The 22,218-nt window shown below is 38.2% G+C and carries 21 protein-coding genes; 13 read left to right on the forward strand and 8 right to left on the reverse strand.

Annotation, left to right across the window (positions count from 1 at the left end; genetic code table 11):
• Positions 1-59 precede the first annotated feature (59 nt).
• Positions 60-719 (forward strand): bifunctional 4-hydroxy-2-oxoglutarate aldolase/2-dehydro-3-deoxy-phosphogluconate aldolase, encoded by a 660-nt coding sequence (locus JWR23_RS06210; RefSeq protein WP_299514295.1) that lies wholly within the window; start codon positions 60-62, stop codon positions 717-719.
• Between the two features lie 131 nt (positions 720-850).
• Positions 851-1,063: a VF530 family protein gene (locus tag JWR23_RS06215; protein ID WP_299514297.1), complete on the forward strand. Its 213-nt coding sequence runs from the start codon at positions 851-853 to the stop codon at positions 1,061-1,063.
• 180 nt (positions 1,064-1,243) lie between these two features.
• Here the strand turns inward: JWR23_RS06215 and JWR23_RS06220 are convergent, their stop codons facing one another.
• From JWR23_RS06220 to JWR23_RS06235, 4 genes are all read right to left on the reverse strand, one after another.
• Complete coding sequence (locus JWR23_RS06220) at positions 1,244-1,546, reverse strand: GIY-YIG nuclease family protein (protein WP_299514299.1); 303 nt, start codon at positions 1,544-1,546, stop codon at positions 1,244-1,246.
• Between the two features lie 101 nt (positions 1,547-1,647).
• On the reverse strand, positions 1,648-2,448 hold the full coding sequence (locus JWR23_RS06225) for a tRNA pseudouridine(38-40) synthase TruA (protein ID WP_299514302.1): 801 nt from the start codon (positions 2,446-2,448) through the stop codon (positions 1,648-1,650).
• A 112-nt stretch (positions 2,449-2,560) separates the two neighbouring features.
• Positions 2,561-2,782: a CDGSH iron-sulfur domain-containing protein gene (locus JWR23_RS06230; RefSeq protein ID WP_299514305.1), complete on the reverse strand. Its 222-nt coding sequence runs from the start codon at positions 2,780-2,782 to the stop codon at positions 2,561-2,563.
• A gap of 69 nt (positions 2,783-2,851) precedes the next feature.
• Entirely contained in the window at positions 2,852-3,454 is a 603-nt protein-coding gene (locus tag JWR23_RS06235; RefSeq protein WP_299514307.1) for a GNAT family protein, read from the reverse strand.
• 101 nt (positions 3,455-3,555) lie between these two features.
• On the opposite strand from JWR23_RS06235, the gene JWR23_RS06240 reads away from it, so the two are divergent.
• Together JWR23_RS06240 and JWR23_RS06245 are read left to right on the forward strand one after the other, a co-directional pair.
• Positions 3,556-5,298: an ABC transporter ATP-binding protein gene (locus JWR23_RS06240; protein ID WP_299514310.1), complete on the forward strand. Its 1,743-nt coding sequence runs from the start codon at positions 3,556-3,558 to the stop codon at positions 5,296-5,298.
• On the forward strand, positions 5,288-7,045 hold the full coding sequence (locus JWR23_RS06245) for an ABC transporter ATP-binding protein (RefSeq protein ID WP_299514313.1): 1,758 nt from the start codon (positions 5,288-5,290) through the stop codon (positions 7,043-7,045). The genes JWR23_RS06240 and JWR23_RS06245 overlap by 11 nt, the downstream gene beginning before the upstream one ends.
• Here the strand turns inward: JWR23_RS06245 and JWR23_RS06250 are convergent.
• Positions 7,042-9,228, reverse strand: a complete 2,187-nt coding sequence (locus JWR23_RS06250; protein ID WP_299514316.1) for a 7TM diverse intracellular signaling domain-containing protein — start codon at positions 9,226-9,228, stop codon at positions 7,042-7,044. The two genes, JWR23_RS06245 and JWR23_RS06250, sit on opposite strands and share 4 nt — an antisense overlap.
• Before the next feature lie 114 nt (positions 9,229-9,342).
• On the opposite strand from JWR23_RS06250, the gene JWR23_RS06255 reads away from it, so the two are divergent.
• The 4 genes from JWR23_RS06255 (at position 9,343) to JWR23_RS06270 (ending at position 15,965) form a co-directional block, all read left to right on the forward strand.
• The gene (locus tag JWR23_RS06255; protein ID WP_299514318.1) at positions 9,343-9,792 is read left to right on the forward strand and encodes a response regulator; all 450 of its coding nucleotides are present in this window, start codon (positions 9,343-9,345) and stop codon (positions 9,790-9,792) included.
• A gap of 90 nt (positions 9,793-9,882) precedes the next feature.
• On the forward strand, positions 9,883-13,443 hold the full coding sequence (locus JWR23_RS06260; RefSeq protein ID WP_299514321.1) for a PKD domain-containing protein: 3,561 nt from the start codon (positions 9,883-9,885) through the stop codon (positions 13,441-13,443).
• A gap of 88 nt (positions 13,444-13,531) precedes the next feature.
• Entirely contained in the window at positions 13,532-14,764 is a 1,233-nt protein-coding gene (locus JWR23_RS06265) for a gliding motility-associated C-terminal domain-containing protein (RefSeq protein ID WP_299514324.1), read from the forward strand.
• A 187-nt stretch (positions 14,765-14,951) separates the two neighbouring features.
• Positions 14,952-15,965 (forward strand): type IX secretion system membrane protein PorP/SprF, encoded by a 1,014-nt coding sequence (locus JWR23_RS06270; protein WP_299514326.1) that lies wholly within the window; start codon positions 14,952-14,954, stop codon positions 15,963-15,965.
• Between the two features lie 39 nt (positions 15,966-16,004).
• Here JWR23_RS06270 and rpoN read toward each other — a convergent pair whose 3' ends face one another.
• On the reverse strand, positions 16,005-17,480 hold the full coding sequence (rpoN, locus tag JWR23_RS06275; protein ID WP_299514328.1) for an RNA polymerase factor sigma-54: 1,476 nt from the start codon (positions 17,478-17,480) through the stop codon (positions 16,005-16,007).
• Positions 17,481-17,631: 151 nt separating this feature from the next.
• Between rpoN and mscL the strand changes: the two genes are divergently transcribed.
• Positions 17,632-18,027 carry a large-conductance mechanosensitive channel protein MscL gene (gene mscL, locus JWR23_RS06280; RefSeq protein ID WP_299514331.1) on the forward strand — a complete coding sequence of 132 codons (396 nt, stop codon included), beginning with the start codon at positions 17,632-17,634 and terminating at the stop codon, positions 18,025-18,027.
• Positions 18,028-18,039: 12 nt separating this feature from the next.
• Here the strand turns inward: mscL and JWR23_RS06285 are convergent, their stop codons facing one another.
• On the reverse strand, positions 18,040-18,906 hold the full coding sequence (locus JWR23_RS06285; RefSeq protein ID WP_299514334.1) for a ChaN family lipoprotein: 867 nt from the start codon (positions 18,904-18,906) through the stop codon (positions 18,040-18,042).
• Positions 18,907-19,038: 132 nt separating this feature from the next.
• Here JWR23_RS06285 and rpmH point away from each other — a divergent pair, with 132 nt between their 5' ends.
• The 4 genes from rpmH (at position 19,039) to tsaB (ending at position 20,650) form a co-directional block, all read left to right on the forward strand.
• On the forward strand, positions 19,039-19,197 hold the full coding sequence (gene rpmH, locus JWR23_RS06290) for a 50S ribosomal protein L34 (protein ID WP_175268754.1): 159 nt from the start codon (positions 19,039-19,041) through the stop codon (positions 19,195-19,197).
• A 73-nt stretch (positions 19,198-19,270) separates the two neighbouring features.
• Entirely contained in the window at positions 19,271-19,654 is a 384-nt protein-coding gene (rnpA, locus tag JWR23_RS06295; RefSeq protein ID WP_299514337.1) for a ribonuclease P protein component, read from the forward strand.
• Positions 19,651-19,893, forward strand: coding sequence for a membrane protein insertion efficiency factor YidD (yidD, locus tag JWR23_RS06300; RefSeq protein ID WP_299514339.1), 243 nt, complete (start codon positions 19,651-19,653; stop codon positions 19,891-19,893). Before rnpA ends, yidD begins: the two co-directional genes overlap by 4 nt.
• 73 nt (positions 19,894-19,966) lie before the next feature.
• On the forward strand, positions 19,967-20,650 hold the full coding sequence (gene tsaB, locus JWR23_RS06305) for a tRNA (adenosine(37)-N6)-threonylcarbamoyltransferase complex dimerization subunit type 1 TsaB (RefSeq protein WP_299514341.1): 684 nt from the start codon (positions 19,967-19,969) through the stop codon (positions 20,648-20,650).
• Here the strand turns inward: tsaB and JWR23_RS06310 are convergent.
• Complete coding sequence (locus JWR23_RS06310) at positions 20,647-22,101, reverse strand: DUF5723 family protein (RefSeq protein WP_299514343.1); 1,455 nt, start codon at positions 22,099-22,101, stop codon at positions 20,647-20,649. The two genes, tsaB and JWR23_RS06310, sit on opposite strands and share 4 nt — an antisense overlap.
• Positions 22,102-22,218: the final 117 nt, after the last annotated feature.

The raw sequence follows: 22,218 nt of genomic DNA on the forward strand, positions 1-22,218 counted from the left end.
TCAAATTCCCCGTATTTTAATATTTCTTTCTACATTTACCCATCAATTAATTTACTAAAATGGATAAGAAAGAAACCATATTAAAGCTTATACCTGAGCAGGGTATTTTGCCATTATATTTTAACAAAGACGAAGAGGTAAGCATTGAAATATTGCGCGCTCTTTATAAAGCAGGCATTAAAACTATTGAATACACTAACCGCGGCGAAGCTGCATTAAAGAACTTTGCCAAACTGCGCGAAGTTTGTGATAAAGAATTAGGCGGAATGTATTTAGGTGTTGGTACCATAAAAAATGCTAAAGATGCACAGGCTTTTGTTGATGCCGGTGCAGATTATATCATCAGCCCAGGATTGGTTGAAGAAGTAATACCTGTAGCCGAGAAACATAATTTGCTTTGGGTACCTGGCTGTATGACCCCATCTGAAATAATCAGGGCCGAAAATTTGGGTGCTAAGGTGGTTAAATTATTCCCGGGCAATATGTTGGGCCCCTCATTTCTATCAGGCATAAAAACATTGTTCCCTAACCTGTTATTTATGCCTACCGGCGGTGTTGAGCTAACCAAAGAAAGCATTGGCGGCTGGTTCAAGGCAGGTGTTTGCGCGGTTGGTATGGGTAGCCAGTTAATTAGCGCCGGCGTTATGGAAGGCAAAAAATATGCCGAGCTAACCGAAGCTACTAAAGAAGCTATTGCCATAGTAAACGCGAGCAGATAATTTTCTGTTAACGAAGATAAAAAGAGGGTGTCATGGTGAGCTTAGTCGAACCATGTGCGAGGGCCTGCCCGCCATCCTTCGACGGGCTCAGGATGACACCCTCTTTTATTATTCAGTTAAAATAAAAAACCATGCAGGAACAACCCAACAACAAGCTTCATGGTATAACATTAGAAACCATACTCAACGAGTTGGTAGCCAAATACGGCTGGCCCGAACTGGGTTATCGCATCCGCATTAATTGTTTTTTGGAGGATCCCAGTATAAAGTCAAGCCTTAAATTTCTGCGCAAAACCGATTGGGCCAGGAAAAAGGTGGAAGAGTTGTATTTGAAGGGGAAATAAGACATATGTCATTCACCATCCACCGCGTCATTGCGAAGAACGAAGCAATCTCTACATAGGACATTCAAACGAAACGGAATCTCATTTTTCAGCGTATCAGACAAATTATTTAGATACTACAACCGCGTCATTGCGAGGAACGAAGCAATCTCTACGTAAGCTAATCAGCTATGATAAATCTCAGTCAAGTAACGAATCATATAAATCGTTCCAGCCTGGATTTAGGTCGTTAATCAATTGCTGTTTATGTTTTCGATTGCTTCCTTTCAATGCTTTTTCAGCAGCAATGGCTTCTTCAATACGAGGGTAAAATATGTAATAAACCAGTTTATTACAATTATACCTGGCAGTAAAACTTTTAGGGTAAGTTTTGTTTTTATGATCCCATACCCGGCCTGTTAGATCGGAAGATACACCAACGTATAAAACCTTATTGAGTTTATTTGTCATGATGTAAACACAACCACCTTGTTGAAAAACCATAATGCAAAATAGCAATTTGTCTGTTACTCCTAAAAAATGAGAACCCGTTTCGTTGAATTTCCTACGTAGAGATTGCTTCGTTCCTCGCAATGACGTGGTGGTTATATGGGCAGCCAACCACTATTCTGCAAAATGCTTGAAAAAGTACTCCTTGGTGCCAAATCCAAATAGGGGTAAGTAACTTTGGAAAGATATAATCCCTGCGGATAGGCGGGGATGATGATAGCAGGGGTTTCTTTGCTGATGAGATAGGATTCAAACTCATCCACACTCATTTTACCACGACTAATATCAAGCAGCCGCCCAACTATTATCCGTATCATCTTACTTAAAAAACGATTGGCAGATATTTGAAAACGCAGCTTGTCGCCACTCGCGTCAGCAAATAAGGCGGCAGAAGAAACATTACAGATGGTATGCTCATTCCTGTCCGGACTTTTACAGAAACCACGATAATCGTTATATAATGGGAGCAGGGCAACTGCGGCTTTCATTTTATCCAGGTCCAAGTTCTTTTCTAAATACAGCGCGCTGAATTCGCCTAAGAAAGGGTCCTTATAAGTATGTATAAAATAATCGTATGATCGTAGCACAGCATCAAAACGGGCATGGGGTAAGCCATCCATCGGTATAATATCAAATACGGCAATATCATCCGGCAGGATTTTATTCAAACGAAAGAACAGATCAAATTTCCATTCTTTCTCTACATCCATGTGGAAGAAAAACTGGCTGGCATGTACCTGCGCATCAGTGCGGCCGCAGCCTATGATGGTAATGGGTGTTTTTAAAAGACCGCTAAGCGCGGCCTCTAACACCTCCTGCACATTTAATACACCCGGATGCTTTTGCCAGCCACTATATTTAGTGCCATGATAACCTATATGGATGAAATAACGCATATGGGGATTATTTGTCATTGCGACGAGGAACGACGAAGCAATCGCGAATATTATTATCCGCATTGCATCTTCGCGATTGCCACGCTACGCTCGCAATGACAATTTTATTTGTTTACACTTTCTTTGGAGGCAGGTCAAATGCTACTGCATTATGTTCAAAATGGCCTTTATGTGAGCCATCGCAAAACGGCTTATTGGCAGACATGCCGCAACGGCAAATAGAAACAACGGTGCGTCCCTGCAAGCCGTAGTTGTTGCCCTGCATATCTACAATTTCAAAATCGCCTTCAATTTTTACAGATCCGTTGTTATTAATAGTAAGTTTAGTGCTCATATATAAAAGTATGTTTTGGCAAATATAATTTAATGCGGTGGCTTTTATTGATTAAATACTATTCAGAACCTATTTTAGTTTGCTGCCAATACGCTCTTTAATAGTAGCGAACCATTCGTCTTTCAATATGCTTAATATAATAGAATCCCTTCGGGCACCGGTATGCAGCGCCAGGTGATCCCTTAAAATGCCCTCAACCGTACAGCCAATACTTTTCATGGCTGCTATGCTGCGTTCATTCCTGGCATCGGCCCTAAACTCTACACGTGCTATGCCCAAAGTTTCAAACGCAAACTGCAGCAGCAAAAATTTGCAATGCTTGTTTAAACCTGTTCCCCTAAAATTCTCTCCATACCAGGTATAGCCCAATTGCAAGGTCTGATGATCCTGCTGGATATCATAAAAACGGGTGCAGCCTGCATATTGTTGGGTTTGTTTATCGTACACAATAAAAGCATATTCCTTACCTGCTTCGCGTGCAGCAAGGGCGTCATGGATATAAGCGCGCATACCATCTTCGCCTGCAGCATTTTTAAGAGAGAATTTCCAGGTATCGGTTTCGTTTAGTGCAAAGGGCAGCAAAAATTGCAGATCTGTTTCTTTTAGCGGACGTAATAACACTTGCTCATCTTCCAGTATGTATTCTGCGTTGCTATCGAATTTTGTAGCCATTTTTAATTTATTTGTACATTTTAAAATATTATAATTACACAATCGTCTACTTTGTTATTGAGATTCCAAACAATTGCATAATATTTGACAAATAAACATACATGCCGCCAGAAAAACAGAATTTAGATCAAAAAAAGCCGCCGGGGATATTCAGCCTGCTTAAACCTTACGGCGGTATGGTTACCATGTTGCTATTGTTCGCGCTTTTTAGCAATGGTATTAACTTACTACTGCCTAAAATAATAGCCACCGGGATAGATGCCTATACACAAGGGCATTTTGATGTTAAGCATATTATTACGCAATTTGGTATAGCGGTACTGCTGATATTCATATTTAGTTACCTGCAAAGTATTATCCAGACGTATGCTTCTGAACGTGTTGCAAGAGATTTGCGCACCCGGCTTTCTGACAAAATATCAAAACAAAGCCATGCCTTTATTGAGCAGGCAAATCCATCAAAACTGCTTACCAATTTAACCGCCGATACCGACTCTATAAAACTATTTGTATCGCAAGCCATTGTATCCATTATATCATCGCTGGTAATAATTGTAGGGGCCAGTGTTTTGTTATTAACCATTAACTGGCGGCTGGCTTTAACCGTTATTGCTATAATCCCTATAATTGGCGGTACATTCTATTACGTGCTGCGCAAAGTAAGGGTGTTATTTAAACAAAGCCGCGAGGTTATAGACTGGTTGAACAAGATCATTAATGAAAGTATATTGGGCTCGGCCCTTATACGGGTTATTAATTCGCAAAACCTGGAAACCGCTAAGTTTTTAGAGGCAAATACCAAGGCAAGAGATTTTGGCCTTTCTATTTTGCGCATGTTTGCCGGCCTTATCCCGGTAATTACATTTACGGCCAACCTATCGGCCTTAACCATACTGGCACTGGGCGGGCATTATGTAATAAACGGAACCATGAGCCTGGGTAATTTTGCTGCTTTTAACAGTTATTTAGCTATGCTGATATTCCCGATACTGGTAATAGGGTTTATGAGCAATATAATTGCGCAGGCAACAGCGTCATATCAACGTATCAGCACGGTATTGAATGCACCCGATCTGGTAGATAACGGTACTGTTACCACCAGTTTACAAGGTAATATTGAGCTAAAAGATGTCTCAGTTATTTACGGACAAAAACCCGCGCTTAAAAATATATCCTTATCTATAAAAGCAGGGTCGAAAATTGCCATAATTGGCCCCACGGCTGCGGGTAAAACGCAGCTATTATATCTCCTTACCGGGTTGATACCAGCCAATTCGGGCGAAATTGAGTTTGACGGCAAAAGCATAGATAGTTACAACAGTGAAGCTTTTCATAGCCAGGTGGGGTTTGTTTTCCAGGATAGTATCATATTTAATATGAGCATTCGCGAAAACATCGCGTTTAGTGATACAGTTACCAACGAATCATTACAAAAAGCAATAGATACGGCCGAACTTAAGGGGTTTATTGAAAGTTTACCCGATGGATTAAACACAATAGTTTCTGAACGCGGCTCGAGCCTATCAGGGGGGCAAAAGCAGCGTATTATGCTGGCCCGTGCCTTAGCGGTTAATCCAAAAATATTATTGCTGGATGATTTTACCGCCAGGGTTGATGCCAATACCGAGCGAAAGATATTAGCCAATGTACAAAAAAACTACCCCGAAATTACTTTGCTATCCGTAACACAAAAAATAGCCGCCATTGAGCATTATGACCAGATCATCCTGTTGATGCAAGGCGAAATTATTGCAGGCGGCACTCATGATGAATTGATGGATATTTGCCCCGAATATGTTCAGATTTTTAATTCACAACAAAGCACCAGCAATTATGAATTATAATTTGAACAACCTGTCAGAACAGGCACAAAAAACGTCGACGCTTGCCGCGCTTAAAAAGCTGTTGCAATTAATAGCGCACGAAAAGCAAACGCTGATACTGGCAACCATTACTATCCTGGTTAATTCAACCTTAAACCTGCTGGGCCCATTTATAGTAGGGCACACTATTGATAAATATGTGCAAACCAAGCAGTATCATGGTGTATTGATGTTCTCGGGCATATTGCTGGCTATGTATTTGGTGGGGTTAATAACCAGCTATTTGCAAACCAAATTAATGGGCGGGGTAGGGCAGCGTATGTTATTTACGTTGCGCAATGCCATATTTAATAAACTGCAATTGCTGCCTGTTGATTTTTTTAATCAGAATAAAGCTGGCGACCTGATATCGCGAGTTAATAATGATACGGATAAACTGAACCAGTTTTTCTCGCAATCATTAGTACAGTTTATTGGCAGCATTGCCACCATGGCTGGCGCCGGCGTGTTTTTATTGGCGATCCATATTCAGCTTGGTGTGGCTGCAGTTGCTCCTATGTTGCTGATATTGGTATTTACTACTATTGTATCGCCATGGGTAAAAAGAACAAATGCTAAAAACCTGAAAAGCGTAGGGGGAATGAGCGCCGAGATACAGGAGAGCCTAAACAATTTTAAAGTTATCATTGCCTTTAATCGCCGTGATTATTTCAGGAAACGTTTTGATGGCGCTAATCAGCAAAATTATAAAACGGCTATAAGTGCCGGTCTGGCAAACAATATTTTTATGCCGGTATATAGCTTGTTTTCTGGCATAGCGCAATTAACGGTATTGGTTTACGGTATCTACCTGATTGGTACCGATTTTTCGATAGGATTGCTAATTGCTTACTTATCATACGTAACGCTGTTTTATAACCCCTTAAGGCAATTGGCAGCGCTATGGGCCAATTTTCAAACGGCTATGGCCGCATGGGACAGGATATCGCAAATATTAGGATTAGAAACCAACCTGGTTAATATTGATAATGTATTAACAGAACCTACAACCGCGCTGTTGGAATTTAGAAATGTGCACTTTGGGTATACGGATGACAATGAAATTTTACACAATGTAAGCTTTAAACTTGAACCCGGTAAAACCTATGCATTAGTTGGCCCTACGGGAGGCGGCAAAACTACAACCGCATCATTAATTGCCCGTTTATATGACCCTAACAAGGGGATGGTATTACTTAATGGCAAGGATATAAGAAGTTATGACGCCAATGAGCGCTCACAACAAATAGGCTTTATTTTACAAGAGCCGTTTTTATTTACCGGAACAGTAAGGGAGAATATTTTATATGGAAATGAGCTTTATAAAGATCATACCAGCGAACAGATGGAGCAGGTTATAACCGATGCTAACCTGGGTAGCTTGTTAGCCATCTTTGAGAGCGGATTGGACACAAAAGTATCATCAGGCGGGGATAGTATTAGTTTGGGCCAAAAGCAATTAATAGCTTTTATGCGGGCAGTATTACGTAACCCCGACCTGTTAATATTAGATGAAGCCACCGCGAATATTGATACCATAACCGAAAAACTATTAAGCGAAATTTTAAACAATTTACCGCGGCATACTACCCGTGTAATTATAGCCCACCGTTTAAATACAATAGAAAACGCTGATGAGATATACTTCGTTAACTCGGGCGAGGTTACAAGGGCGGGCTCGTTAGATGATGCAATGAATATGCTGCTTAAAGGTAAAAGGGTGAGTTAGAAGGTTGGTTCTTGGATATCGCTTTTTAAACTTTTAGGCAATGTTACCGTAAATGTTGAACCCTGCCCCGGCATAGATTCTACCAGAATGGTGCCATTGTGTTTTTCAATAATTCCAAATACAATAGAGAGGCCCAACCCTGTGCCATCGCCAATGTTTTTTGTTGTAAAAAAAGGCTCAAATATCCGTTGTTTAACGGCTGCGGTCATTCCTATTCCGGTATCAGTAATTTCTATTGATATATGATCGGGGTGATCATGGGTTTTAATAATTATACTCTCATTTTCATATTCCTCTTTTGCTTTTATAGCTTGTATGCTGTTATTAATGAGGTTTATAAGCGCCTGGTTAATTTTACCCGAATAGCAGTTTAAGGGTTCAAGTTTATCTAATAAAGGTTTTATTTCGATATAATAGGGGATGGAGCTTCTTAATATAATCAGGGTACTCAATATAGCCGAGTTTATATTAACAGGCATTATAACTAACTCATCCATACGGCTAAAGGTGCGCAGGCTTTGTACTATCTCTGCTGTACGGGCGGCTCCTTCTTCTACGCCATCTAATAAAGTCTTTATCTCGCTTTTAACAAAATCAGCATCTATAGTTTGTTTGTAATTATTGGCGTCATTTAGCAACTTGCGTTTACCGGGATTATTTGCAGCTTCATCATATTTATTAAGCAATAAAAATATCTCATCAAAATCAACACGCAAGGGTTTAACGTTCGAGCTTACAAAGTTTATGGGGTTATTAATTTCATGGGCTACACCGGCAGTAAGTTGGCCTAATAATGCCATCTTTTCTGTTTCAATTAACTGCATTTGTGCCGATTTTAGATTATCAATTGTCATTGATAAATTTTGATTGGTTTGTATAAGCTCTTGCGTTCGCTCCTTTACTTTGTTTTCCAAAAAAATATTTTGTTCGGTTATCAATCGCTCGTTTTCTTTAGCAATAGTAAGCGCGGCCTGTTGCGATTGCATGTTTTGGCGCCGGTAAAAATTTATTTTATCTGCTAACGCGACCGAGAATAATATCAATTCAATTAATGCGCTGTATATAATTACATTAAGTGTAAAATAATTGTAAGGTACCAGGCCGTTATTACGACCAATGGTAATTAACACAGCCAGTAAAAACAGCCCCCAGCCTATCATGAAAAATTTGGCGGGTTTAAATCCTTTGATGTAAAGAACAGTAACTATAAATAATAATGTTAATGAAGTGGTTAACGCGGCTACGGTAATAAGTGTATAAGCTATATGTGTATGGCCTGTAAGTGTTGCTATAAGTGGTAATAAGTATAATACATATAGAAATAGATAAATACGGTAATATTGTTTTATGTTTTGTTTTAATTGTAAAAACTCCCCTGCAAATAATAACAGTGAATAACCAAAACATGATCTTAAAAGTGGAGTAACATAATTGTTTATAACTTTAAGATTATTTGGGAATAAAGCACCGCCAAAGCCTAATAATAATGATTGTGTTAAACCTAAAAACACAATATAGATAACATAATACAGGTAGCTTTTATCGCCTACAATAATAAACAGCATGAGGTTATAAAGTGCCATTACTAAAAACATACCCACAATAGCGCCGCTTATCATATTATCAATACCGCGTTTTTGTAAAAACTGAGCAGAACTATGTACTTCTATAGGTATAACTGTTGAAGCATTACTTTTTATACGGGCGTAAAATGTATTAGATGAATCGGGCAAAATAGGTATATTAATAAGTGTAACGCCCTGGGTTAGCAAATTAGAATTATACTGCGGGTCTTTAGATGATAAATGTTTTATGTGATGATTAACATGTCCATTATTACGACTAATAATTTCATCAAAAAAAATGTCAAAATCATCAATTATACTTTTACCAATAGTTATAGGTACAAGGGGCTGGTCGGTATTGTTTTTTAAAGTAAATTTTAACCAGGTTACTGATTTGGAATATTTTAAAAGCGGAAAAGAAGAGCTAATGCTATGAAAATTATTGTTGTGAATAATATCCTTTGCGGTGAAAACATTATCCGGATCTTCTAATTCAAGAAAATATTGATGTGTTAAATACTTAGTTTCCTTTACATTAATCTTTAAAGTATCTGTTTGTGCAGCAAATGCTCCGGAAATTTGTATAATAACATACAGTATTAGCAATATTTTTTTCATTTTTACCAAACAGCTTTCATAAAGAAGATATTATAAAAGTGCACAGAAAATTAAAATTTAGTGCATTTTTTAATTTTTAAAATATATAGCTGCCCAAACCGTTAAAATTTTACTATGGCAATAGGCGTATTATACATTGATGATGAAATAAATAATCTGAATAGTTTTAAAGCTGCTTTCAGACGTGATTTTGAAGTGTTTACTGCAATTTCTGCAAAAGAGGGCCGGAAAATATTGGATAGCCAGGAGATTGGAGTTATTATTACAGACCAACGTATGCCCGGTATGACGGGTATTGAGTTTTTGGAGTCGATCTTATCCATATATCCGGATACCATAAGAATATTATTGACCGGTTTTTCTGATATAAACGCGGTTATGGATGCCATAAACCGTGGCCAGGTTTATAAGTACCTGGTTAAGCCCTGGCAGAATGACGAGTTGAAAATGTATATTGAAAACGCGCTTGAAATATATCATTTAAGAAAAGAAAATAAAGACCTGGCCCACAAACTGCAAATTGCTTATGCCGAATTAGATGCGATAGGGAAATCCCGTATTTAATTTTAAATTTCATAGGTCTTTCATTTAATGCTATGTATATTGGTTGCTTAATTTTGTAATATATAAGTTACGTTATTGACTATTGATAAGTTGAAGAAAGCATTTTACACCCTGGTAATCCCCCTGTTACTAATTGTAAGTAGTATTAACGCTTATTCGCAAAGTAATAAAGGAACTGAATTCTGGACCTGCTATATGGATCATATTGCCGGTGTAACCGGTACTGGTGCCAGCAGCATGGTTCTTTATATCACCTCGGATATATCGACTACCGGAAGTGTTGACCTTGCTGACAGAAGTTTCTCACAAGCATTTACCGTAACAGCAAACACGGTAACTTTTGTAACTATACCGGCAAGCGCTTTTTTAGGAAATACGAATGGCGTACTCAACAAAGGCATTCATATAACTTCTGTAAAGCCAATTGCTGTTTACGCACATATTTACGCGTCGGCAGTATCCGGAGCCACTTTATTATTGCCGGTTAACGCTATGGGTAAAGATTATTTGTCACTTAATTATACGCAGATATCTAATGCAAATCCGTCTTATTCTACCTTTGCTGTAATTGCTACCGAGGATAATACGACAGTATCTATAACCCCCTCTGCCACGCTCCTGGACGGTACGCCCGCGGGCACAGCCTTTACTAAAACTTTAAACAAAGGACAGGTTTACCAGGGACTTTCGTTAACAGATCTTACGGGAACAAAAATTCAATCCATCAGCACAACTATCGGGACGTGTAAAAAAATAGCAGTTTTTTCGGGTAGCAGTAAAATAGGTATAGGCTGCGTACAAACAGGTAGTTCAGACAATCTATTTCAGCAAGTATATCCTACATCTACCTGGGGTAAAAATTATATTGCGGCACCTTTAAAAAACAGGCCGTATGATGTATATCGCATTGTTTTAAGCAGCTCTAATACCACAGTAACCCTTAATGGCGCCATCCTTAATGCAGCACAATTTACCAACGGTTTATATTATGAATTCCCCTCTACAACCACTAATGTCATATCGGCTGATAAGCCAATACAGGTTGTGCAATATTCAGCCACGCAGAATCAAACTATAAATTGCGCCAGCAATAAAGGTGATGTTGGCGACCCCGAAATGATATATCTAAGCCCGATTGAACAAGGCCTTGATCAGGTTACTTTATACTCAACAGGCTACTATAATATTTTACAGAGTTATATAAATGTAGTTATACCTACAACTGCTGTATCATCATTTATGTTAGATGGTGTTGCTTATACAAACTTTATCGCTATCACAAATAGTATTTATTCGTATGCGCAAATACCTGTTACCTCGGGTCCCCGAGCAAGTGGGGCAGGTGGCACAGTTACCTCAGGTACGCATACTATTAAAGCATCGGTTCCGTTTAATGCGATAGCTTATGGTTTTGGTAATACAGAATCCTACGGTTATGCAGCAGGCGCTAATCTGCAGGATCTGAATGAGTATGTTGCCATTCAGGATCCGCAAAACCCAACCACAACGTTAACTGCCGGATGCAGTAATGTATCTTATAAATTGCAGGTTATCATACCTTATCAAACCACTAATATTTCCTGGAAGGTAGACGGTGCAACTACCTTTGTAGACAATGCCCCGGTGTATACGTCAACGCTAATAAAAGGCAATACAACACTATATGTGTATGAAAAAACTAACGTGGTAAATTTTACAGCCGGCATTCATGCGGTTATAGCAACGGTATTTAACCCGGTTGCTGATGTATGCGGATCGTATAGTGATATAGAGGATGATTTAACCATAACAGACCCTGCGGTGAGCAGCTTTACAGTTGGTGCCAGTAATTGTTTAGGTGATATAACAACCTTTACAGATGCTACAGCCTTTTTGGCCGGCAATAGCGCTAAAACGTGGCTGTGGGATTTTGGCGATAACACAACATCCACATTGCAAAACCCGGTGCATACTTATACTGCTGGCGGAACTTATAGCACACATTTAGCGGTTACTGATATTAATGGCTGCTCAACAGTTTCGGCTGCAAAAAGCGTGCATATAATTGACAGGCCCATTGCCGCATTCACAAATTCTACACCTGACTGTGCCGGGCAAAACATCACGTTCAGCAACACATCAACCACTGCCGAAGGCATTATTAATAAATGGTCATGGGACTTTGGCGATGGCACAAACAGCGATTTAACCACCGGCCTGCCATTTGTACATAGCTATACCACAGCGGGCACCTATATAATTAAACTAACAATTACTACCGACCTGGGTTGCAGTAGCGACGTTTTGCAAAAAACTATAGTTGTTAATCCGCTACCCGTTGTTGATTTTATATTACCTGATGTTTGCCTTAATGATGCTTTTGCCCAGTTTACCGATGCCAGCAGCATAGCAGACCATTCCGAATCTGGTTTTACTTATTTGTGGGATTTTGGTGATGCCAATTCTATACTGGCAAACCAAACGTCGACATTGAAAAACCCGCAGCATATATACAGTCAGGCCAGTATTTACACAGTAAAGTTAACAGTTACCTCACAAAATGGCTGTGTTGCCTCAAAGCAACAATCCTTTACTGTTAATGGTTCAACACCTAAAGCAGATTTTAGAGTCGAAAATAATTGCAGTGGCGATGATATTATTTTTGATGATCTGTCAACAGTAGATTTTGGCAATATCACTAAAATAGTGTGGTATTTTGATTATAACGGTAACCCCGGAACGGCTGAAACCTACACAATGGCTACCATGCCTGCCAATAAAAAATATACCCACCATTACCCAATATTTTATACCCCCGCGCAGCAAACTTATAATATACGTATGGAAGTTTACTCGGGCGGAATTTGTACTAATACAATTTCTAAAAATATTGTTATCAATGCTAATCCTTCGGTTACATTAATGGCCAATAATAACCCGGTTGGTACTTCTTTAACATTTTGCCAGGCAGACGCGGCCATACAAATTGCAGAGAATAAAGGTATTTATAATGGCACAGGCGTATTTAGCGGTCCCGGTATATCATCCACAGGGTTGTTTGATCCTAAAGTATCGGGCATTGGTACCTTTACTATTAATTACCTGTTTACAGCCACAACAACAGCGTGTACTTATGGTACAACTTTTCAGGTTACTGTTAACACAACTCCTGCTGTTACAATTCCTGCAGAATATACTGTGCTGGATGGGGGCGAGGTTACTTTGGCACCCGTTGCTACAATTAGCAATGGTACTTTAACATATAAATGGACACCTTCTGCAGGTTTAAGCCGTGATGATATAGCCGGGCCCATTGCAAGCCCATCTGCAGATACAAAATATACACTTATGGTTAGTTCTGATAAAGGCTGCAGTGCAGCTGCACAAACCCTGGTAACTGTTTTAAAATCGCCGGTGGTGCCAAATACTTTTACCCCTAACGGCGATGGAATAAATGATACCTGGGACATTAAATATCTAAGCTCATACCCACACTGTACCATTGAAGTTTTAAACCGATATGGCGAGCGGGTTTATTTCTCTAATAATTACCCGGTAGCCTGGGACGGTCGATATAAAGGGGCAGATTTGCCGGTTGGTACCTATTACTATATTATTAACCCTAATAGCGGCCGTAAACCAATTACGGGTTACCTAACTATTATTAGGTAAATTTAATTTATATCCCACATAAATATTCCTCAATTACTTTCTGAACAATTCAATTGAATTTAATAAATTCGAAGTCAGCAGCTAAACTTTGAATTTTACAGTAACCCGTAATAAACCCAGTTATATAACAAACTGTTTGCTTTGTATTGTTACAGTATTGTTTCTCTTTTTTTTCTCTTATAAGGTAAACGCACAAGCAACTCCAACTATAACTATCACCGGCTTTTTAGCAGCTTTAAATACAGTTTACGGTACGCCATCAACGTCGGCGGTATTTAAGGTGTCAGGCACTAATTTAACCGCAGGTATTTTGGTAACACCGCCTCCAGGTTTTGAAGTAAGTATAAACAATATTACTTTCAGCAATACCATAACAATACCAGTTGGTGCTGCAGGCACAGTTGCTCCTATACAGATTTTTGTCAGGTTAAAATTAACCACAGCAGCGGGTAATTATTCGGGCAATGTGGTGTTAAGTAGTGCAGGCGCGGCAAATGCTAATGTGCCTACCGCAATTAGTACCGTAGCAAGGGCACAGTTAAACATTTCCGTAACCAATAAAACTAAAACATATGGCATATCTTTATTAAGCACGGCGGCTTCGACAGGCTTCACTTCATCTGGTTTAAAAAATTCAGAATCTATTGGCAGTGTAACCATAACCTATGGCCCGGGCGATTTGGCTACCGCACCTGTAGGTACTTATACAAGCGCTGTAGTCGCTTCGGCGGCAACAGGTGGTACGTTTATAGCCGGCAATTATAATATCAATTGCTTTGCCGCGGATATTATAGTTACACCGGCGCCGCTAACTATAAAAGCCGATAATCAAAGCAGGCCCTTCGCTGCTATTAATCCTTTACTTACGGTTACTTACAGTGGCTTTGTAAATAACGAGGGCGCGGCGCAATTGGCAAGTCAACCGATGGTAAATACAGCGGCAGGTAGTACTTCATTACCGGGCAACTATCCAATAACAGTAAACAACGCGGCATCTGCAAATTACACTTTTAATTATGTAGCCGGGATTCTTACTATTACTCCCATTGTTCAGCAAATTAATATACCAAATACCTTTACCCCCAATGGCGATGGGATAAATGATACCTGGGATATTAATTATTTGAGCTCATCATACCCTCATTGTACGGTTGAAGTATTGAACAGGTATGGCGAGAAGGTTTATTTTTCAAACGGCTATACAATTTCCTGGGATGGAAGATATAAAAATGCAAATTTACCTGTTGGTACCTATTATTATCTAATTAATATAGGTAGCGGCAATAAACCAATTTCTGGTTATGTAACTATTATTCGGTAGAAATGAAGGATTTGTGCTTGTTAAAATATGTAACTGAGTACGTTAAGATAATTTTAGAAAAGCTATATTCGTCAAATTAATATTTGTTGCAAATAAATTAAAACAAATTTGTTCTAATTTATTTGCAACAAATACCAATTATAAACTAAAGCAAGCTGTGCGAGCAAGTACGTAGCATAAATTATTAATGAAGAGGATTTTATACTTATTGATTTTTGTTATTTTCAGTATTAAAATGGCGGCAGCGCAGCAGTTACCGCAGTATACTCAATATGTATTTAACAATTACCTCTTAAATCCCGCGGTATCGGGTATTGAAAATTATACTGATGCTAAATTGGGTTATCGCAGCCAGTGGACGGGCTTGGACGGCGCCCCTGTGACCAGCTATCTTACGGTTAATTTGCCAATAGGGAACAGTTTTTTGAACGGAGATGCTACCGCTTTTCCAGGCGGAGGGGGTACAAACCCATCAAGCAGATCATATACACAGGATTACCGGGCTTCTGAACCTCATCATGGTATTGGTATTATGGTAGTAACTGATAAGGCCGGACCTATTACACAAACAAATATAGACGCTACTTATGCTTATCATATTGGTTTGGCCCCACAATTAAATTTAGCTGTGGGTGTATTGGCAGGCGTTAACCATATTAGTTTAAATACTTCGCAAATTACGTTAGCAACACCGCTTGATCCGGCTATAACCAATGGTAATAATAGCCAATGGAAACCTGATCTGGGTGCCGGATTGTGGTTGTATTCCGGCGCTTACTATGTAGGCGCGTCCATACAGCAATTATTACCGCAAAATTTATATTTCAGCACTTCAAATACCGGGATAAATGTTAGTAAAACCGTACCACATTATTTTTTAACAGCAGGTACAAAACTATATCTGTCAGATGATATTACGTTGTTGCCATCTTTTTTAGTTAAAGAGATACAGCCTGTTCCGTTAACTTATGATATTAATGTAAAAGCGTCTTTTCAGGATAAATTTTGGTTAGGTGGTTCTTACCGTCATGGCGATTCATTTGGTATACTGGCCGGCTTTAATTTAAGCTCATTTATTAATGTTGGCTATTCTTATGATATTACCACATCTTCATTAAATACGGTAAGTAACGGCACGCATGAAATTGTAATAGGTTTATTGCTAAACAACCGTTATAAAGTAACCTGCCCCCAACATTAAATTAGTCATTAGTCAATTCTCACTAATCACTAAAGACTATTACAACTCCTTTCTCAATCTTGCGACAGGAATATTCATTTGCTCACGATATTTGGCAACGGTACGGCGGGCAATATTGTAGCCGGCATCTTTAAGTATATCGGTTAGTTTTTCATCAGCAAGCGGATGGTGCTTATCTTCTTTGCCTATATGTTCTTCAAGTATCTTTTTAACTTCCTTGTTTGAAACTTCTTCGCCGCTTTCTGTTTGAATAGCTTCAGAGAAGAATGATTTTAATAAATAGGTACCATGTTCTGTTTGTACGTATTTAGAGTTGGCAACACGCGATACGGTTGAGATATCCATGCCTATCCGGTCGGCAATATCTTTCAGGATCATTGGTTTAAGGTTCTTATCATCACCTGTTAAAAAGAACTCATATTGGTATTGCATTATGGCGTTCATGGTTTTTAACAGGGTTTGCTGCCTTTGTTTAATAGCATCAATAAACCATTTTGCCGAGTCGAGTTTTTGCTTTACAAACTGTACCGCTTCCTTTAGTTTTTTATCTTTTTGCGATGCCTTATCATAATGTTGAAACATTTCCTGATAAGAGCGGCTCACTCTTAATTCGGGAGCATTTTTTGAGTTTAATGTAAGTATCAATACACCATCGCTATTCTTGATATGGAAATCAGGAATAACCTGCATTTGCTTGCTATTAACCTCGTTCGAGTCGCCCGGTTTAGGGTTGAGCTTTAAAATTTCATTTACAACCCCGCGCAATTCTACCGAATCCATATTCAATGATTTTTCCAGCTTATCATAATGCTTGCGGGTAAACTCATCCAGGTAATGCTCAACTACATTAATGGCTTTTTTTATGATAGGATCATTAATATCTTTTTTACGCAATTGTATTAACAAACATTCCTGCAAACTACGGGCACCAACTCCCGGAGGGTCAAAAGTTTGTATCAGTTTCAGCATATCTTCCACTTCTTCATCCTCGGCCATCACGTTTTGAGAAAAGGCAAGATCATCCGTAAGCGAGGTTATGGGCCTGCGCAGATAACCATCATCATCCAAACTACCGATGATCTGATTAGCTATTTTAAAGTCTTTATCAGACAATGGGAGCATATCCAGCTGCGATTGCAAAAGCTCAAAGAACGAGCTTTGCACAGCTATAGGTATTTCTTTATGGTCGTCATCATCATCGCCATTTTGGTCATAGCGCGATCCGTATTCATTTACGTTATCTTCCTGCAGGTAATCGTCAATATTAAATTCGTCCGTTTCGCCTCTTTCTTCATCACTATTGTAATTGTCTTCGTCAGGGTCGCGGTCCGGATACTGTTCTTCGGGTTCATTTAAGTTAGTTAAACTCAGATCTTCAAGTGCAGGATTCTCTTCCAGTTCCTCTTTTATACGGGTATCTAACGATACTGTTGGCACCTGCAACAATTTAATAAATTGTATTTGTTGAGGCGACAGCTTCTGTAAAAGTTTTTGTTGGAGGTTCTGTTTAAGCATAATTTAGATCAAGGCAAATCTACATCAATTACCTATAACTTTAAAACTTAGTTAAAAAGGAAAACATTTAACAAGTAAATGCCAAAAAATAATATTTGTTTGTATCCATCTGTAATTTAATTAATAACTTTAAATAAAATGACTTAAAATTATGGCTATTGTAAAAGAATTTAAGGAATTTGCCATGCGCGGCAACGTAGTTGACCTTGCGGTGGGCGTTATTATTGGCGCCGCTTTTGGCAAAATTGTTGCCTCGCTGGTAACTGATATTATTATGCCGCCCTTAGGATTTGTGGTAGGGCGCATTGATTTTAAAGACCTAAAATATATTATAAAGCCGGCAATAGGAAAAACCCCCGAAACTGCTATTAATTATGGTTTATTTATTAATAATGTTATTGATTTTTTAATTGTAGCATTTTGTATTTTTTTAATGGTAAAAGGTATTAATTCCTTAAAAAAGCAAGAGAAAGCCGCACCAGCCGCGCCAACAAAAGAAGAAGTATTACTTACAGATATACGCGATATTTTAGCGAAACAGAAGTAGATTGGTTTATAACTATTTAGTGTCTGTTAAAACAATATAATCGGCCATTTGGGTGTATTTGCTCCAGTCGGGATTGTTAAAGTTGTCATCTGCATAGGCTGCAATATTTAGTACGCGTGCTTTTGATGCATACTTTTTTAACTGCGCAACGGCTCCTAGTTTTTCTTCGCTATGAAAACCGCCATTAACTTGCATGATCTTATAGCTGCGATGCGCTTTGAAAAATTTAGCTACCGACCAGCCCATAGTTGCGTCCCATAAATTTTGCGACTGGTAAATTTGCATACCACCCATGGCGCTATGCCCGCCCATTATTTTTAGAAATTTTTCATAATAATATCCAGTAGCCGTGTCAATAGGCAGGGGTGGTAAATTGGTTAAAGCCGCTTTATCTAATTGTTGAAGATTTTTAAGGCCGCCATCTGTTACTATGTGCGTGTAACGTACAGGCGAGTTTGCCGCTACAACAGGTATGCCATTGGCTTTTGCCAGCTCTACCATTGGGCGATAATTATTTTTATAAGCAGGCCATGCGCGCCCGCTTGTTATTAAATCTTTTTCGCGTATAAACCCTTCCAGGTATTCATTTAAGACAGATTGACAATCGGTTTCAAACATTTCCATAGAAAGCGCGGTTTTACCGGGATATTTTTCTGATAATTTTTTAAATAAAGTGTATTCCACCACATGGCCGATGGAATCATTGTGCTCTTCGCCAAAAAATAGTACGTCGGCCTTATTCATGTTATTAACAATATCGTCTAAGCTAATTTGCTTTTGCAGTAAGGTGCTATATATTTTGTAATGCTGATTTTGAGCATCCTGACTTAAAACATATAACGGGAGAATTAAAAGCACACTTAGGATAATTGGTTTCATAAAAAGGATATTTTCTGGTAAATTACATTAAGATAGGCTCGTTAGCAAATATGTGTATAATGTATTTGAAAATTTAAATATTTACAGTACATTTGCGCTCTTGTTTTAAAAAACAAATAGAATAAAAAAGTCATGAAAAGAACGTTTCAGCCTTCTCAAAGAAAAAGAAGAAATAAGCACGGATTCCGTGAGCGTATGTCAACTGCTAATGGTAGAAGAATATTAGCAGCAAGAAGAGCTAAAGGCAGAAAAAAACTGTCAGTATCAAGCGAAGGTCGTCATAAAGCATAAATCTTCGGTTACTTCCTCCGTTAAAGGGGGCATGAACCGGTTATATTAAATTTCGGTTCATTATATAGTAACTATGCATACTTTTAAAAAAGAAGAACGGTTAGGTAATAAAAAGCTTATTGATGAGCTTTATCATAACGGTTCTTCTTTTTTATGTTATCCTTTTAAAGCTTCGTGGTTAATTGTTGATGGGGCACAAGTGGTTCCCGCGCAAATTTTATTTTCGGTTTCAAAAAAGCGTTATAAACGTGCTGTCGACCGTAATTTAATTAAAAGGCGTATGCGCGAAGCTTACCGGCTAAATAAGCAACAGCAATTGTATGAGGTGCTTAATGCGGCCGATAAAAAAATTGTATTTTCTGTAGGATACATAGGTAAGGAAATAACTGCCTATGAGTTTATAGAAAAGAAAATGCAGAAGCTTTTAACACAACTTAGTACCGAACTTGTAAAATGAGAGCGGTATTAAACTTGTTTAAAGCTATAGCAGGCGCTTTATTTGTGTTGCTGATAAAGATATATCAATACTTTATTTCTCCGCTTACAGGTGCTTCCTGTCGTTATACGCCTACCTGTTCTCAATACGGTATTGAAGCAATAAAAAAATATGGTGCTTTTAAAGGGGGATGGTTAACTTTAAAACGTATTGCCAGCTGTAACCCGTGGGGAGGGCATGGCCATGATCCGGTACCTTAATTTTTGTCACTTGTCATTGGTCAATTGTCATTGGACCTGACAAGCGTTTAAAAATACTAATGACAATTGACCAATGACTATACTTCAAATTGAAACTGCTACTACCGTATGTTCTGTTGCTTTGGCAAAAGATGGGGTGGTTTTGGGTTATAAGCAGTTGGATGAACGCAATATTCACGCAGAAATAATTACCTTATTTATTGAAGAGTTGCTTGTAGCAGCAGATATGAGCTATACTGATATTGACGCGGTTGCTGTAAGCAGCGGGCCTGGTTCATATACAGGTTTGCGTATAGGTGTATCAACAGCCAAGGGTTTGTGTTTTGCCTTGGATAAGCCTCTTATTGCTATTGAAACGTTAGCGTCTATGGCTTACGGCATTATTGCGGGGGATAATATTGATAAACAAATACTGCTTTGCCCAATGATTGATGCCAGGCGAATGGAAGTTTATACTGCCTTGTTTGATGCCGCGGGTAATGTTATAAAGCCAACTGCCGCCGAAATTATTGATGAACATAGCTTTAACGGGCAATTAAAAAATAATAAGATTTTGTTTTTTGGTGACGGTGCAGAAAAATGCCGGGAGGCTTTAAGCCCAAATCCTAATGCGCAATTTGTATCGGGCTTTGTTAATTCGGCAACCTATTTAACCCAAAAAGCTGCCGAAAAGTTTGCTAAAAACGATTTTGTGGATGTGGCTTATTTTGAACCATATTATCTTAAAGATTTTTTGGTGACCAAAAAAAAGGCTTAGTAGTTTTTATCTTTATGAAACCACTTCTCCCAAATTTTTCCTATAAACCCTTTGTCGCCATTTGGAGTTGAACTTTCGTTCATCCGGCTTTCAATTATTGATCCAAATTTAAAGGAAACACCTATATAAAAGTCCATTCCCGAAAAAGCACCTTGGCTGGTTACAAATTGCTGCTGTGTAGTTAATGCGTTGCTTTGTGTTGCATTTTTTATTAAACTAACTGTTTGAAAAAGGCGTTCGGTACCTATAAAAAATTCCGAATCATACTTTTTTATCATAAACTGACCACCTAAATTAAACAACTTTAAATCATTATATGATGAGGTAAGGCTTATTATGTTATGACCAATTTGTACAGGTGTTACCAACGCGGCTGTAAAGCCCGGATAAAACATTTCTTTTGATGCAATAAGCGTGGGAGAAAATTTAATTTGCTGTTCGCCATCTACCCAATATGTTTTATTTATGCTTAACTCCAGCAAGCCATTTGTTTTTGAAGTGAAACCTTTTTTTAGCTGGCTGGAACTTGGAAAACTGTCTACCGCGGTTTTAATATTGTTTTCCCGATCGGGGGTTGATAAGCCTGTAATTAGTTTGCTGCTGTTAAAAGAAGAAATTGATGAGGTACTGTTCCAATGAATAAATCCGACATCTTTTATATTTCCCTGCCAGGTATAACCGCTTTCATCAACATACGAAGCACCTAAGGTTATTGCAGCACCCGGATTTAAAAAAGTAGGCATGATTTTTTTTATATCCGATTGGCCCGCCGCTCCGTTTTCATAACTGGTTCCCTGCAAAGAAAGTGTTGCTGCGTCATTCGCCTTATCAAAAGTTATACTTGATTTATCGATAGTATATTTTTTGTACATTATACCAGACAACGCACTAAGTTTTATACCAAATGCAAATTGTTTACTAACCTGTTCACGATAAGTTACCCCAATTTGATGGTAAACCTGGTAATAAAAATTATCGTTAAAAATATTATTATAAGTATTGTTAGGGAAATTAGAATAGCCATTAAAAAGTGCAACAGACTCATCACTTGCCAAACCACGCAGCTCTGTTTTGGTATTTACAAAAAAGCCTACCTCTTGATTGCCATTTGCATTAGAAAACATTTTAAACATTACCGAATAAAGATTGGCATTAAAATTTAAATGATTGTTTTGGCCTTTATCTATTTGTAAGCCAGCTGTGTTATAATAAGAAGAGAATGCCCTTGTTTTTAATGCTTCCTGTGCATTGCCGGTTAAATAAAAATTTGCACTAAAATTTGGTATTAAAAAATTGAATGAGAAATTTTTGCTTGTATCCGGTATAAACGTTCTTACTGATGGATTTTCAAAAGACTCATATAATGATCCGGTGTTATATTGAGAATATTGCTGACCAAAAACTTTAACTGTAAGTAAAAAGAAACACCAAATTAATAAACCTTTTTTCATTAATAATCAATTTATAATCAATCAGGGAAAAAATAATAACTCTCTAAAGATAAAACTCAAAATCAATTATCCGCAATAATAAATGCAATTAATTGTATTTTAGTTAATGTTAACCTG

This window comes from Mucilaginibacter sp., assembly GCF_028288205.1.
Classification (GTDB): domain Bacteria; phylum Bacteroidota; class Bacteroidia; order Sphingobacteriales; family Sphingobacteriaceae; genus Mucilaginibacter.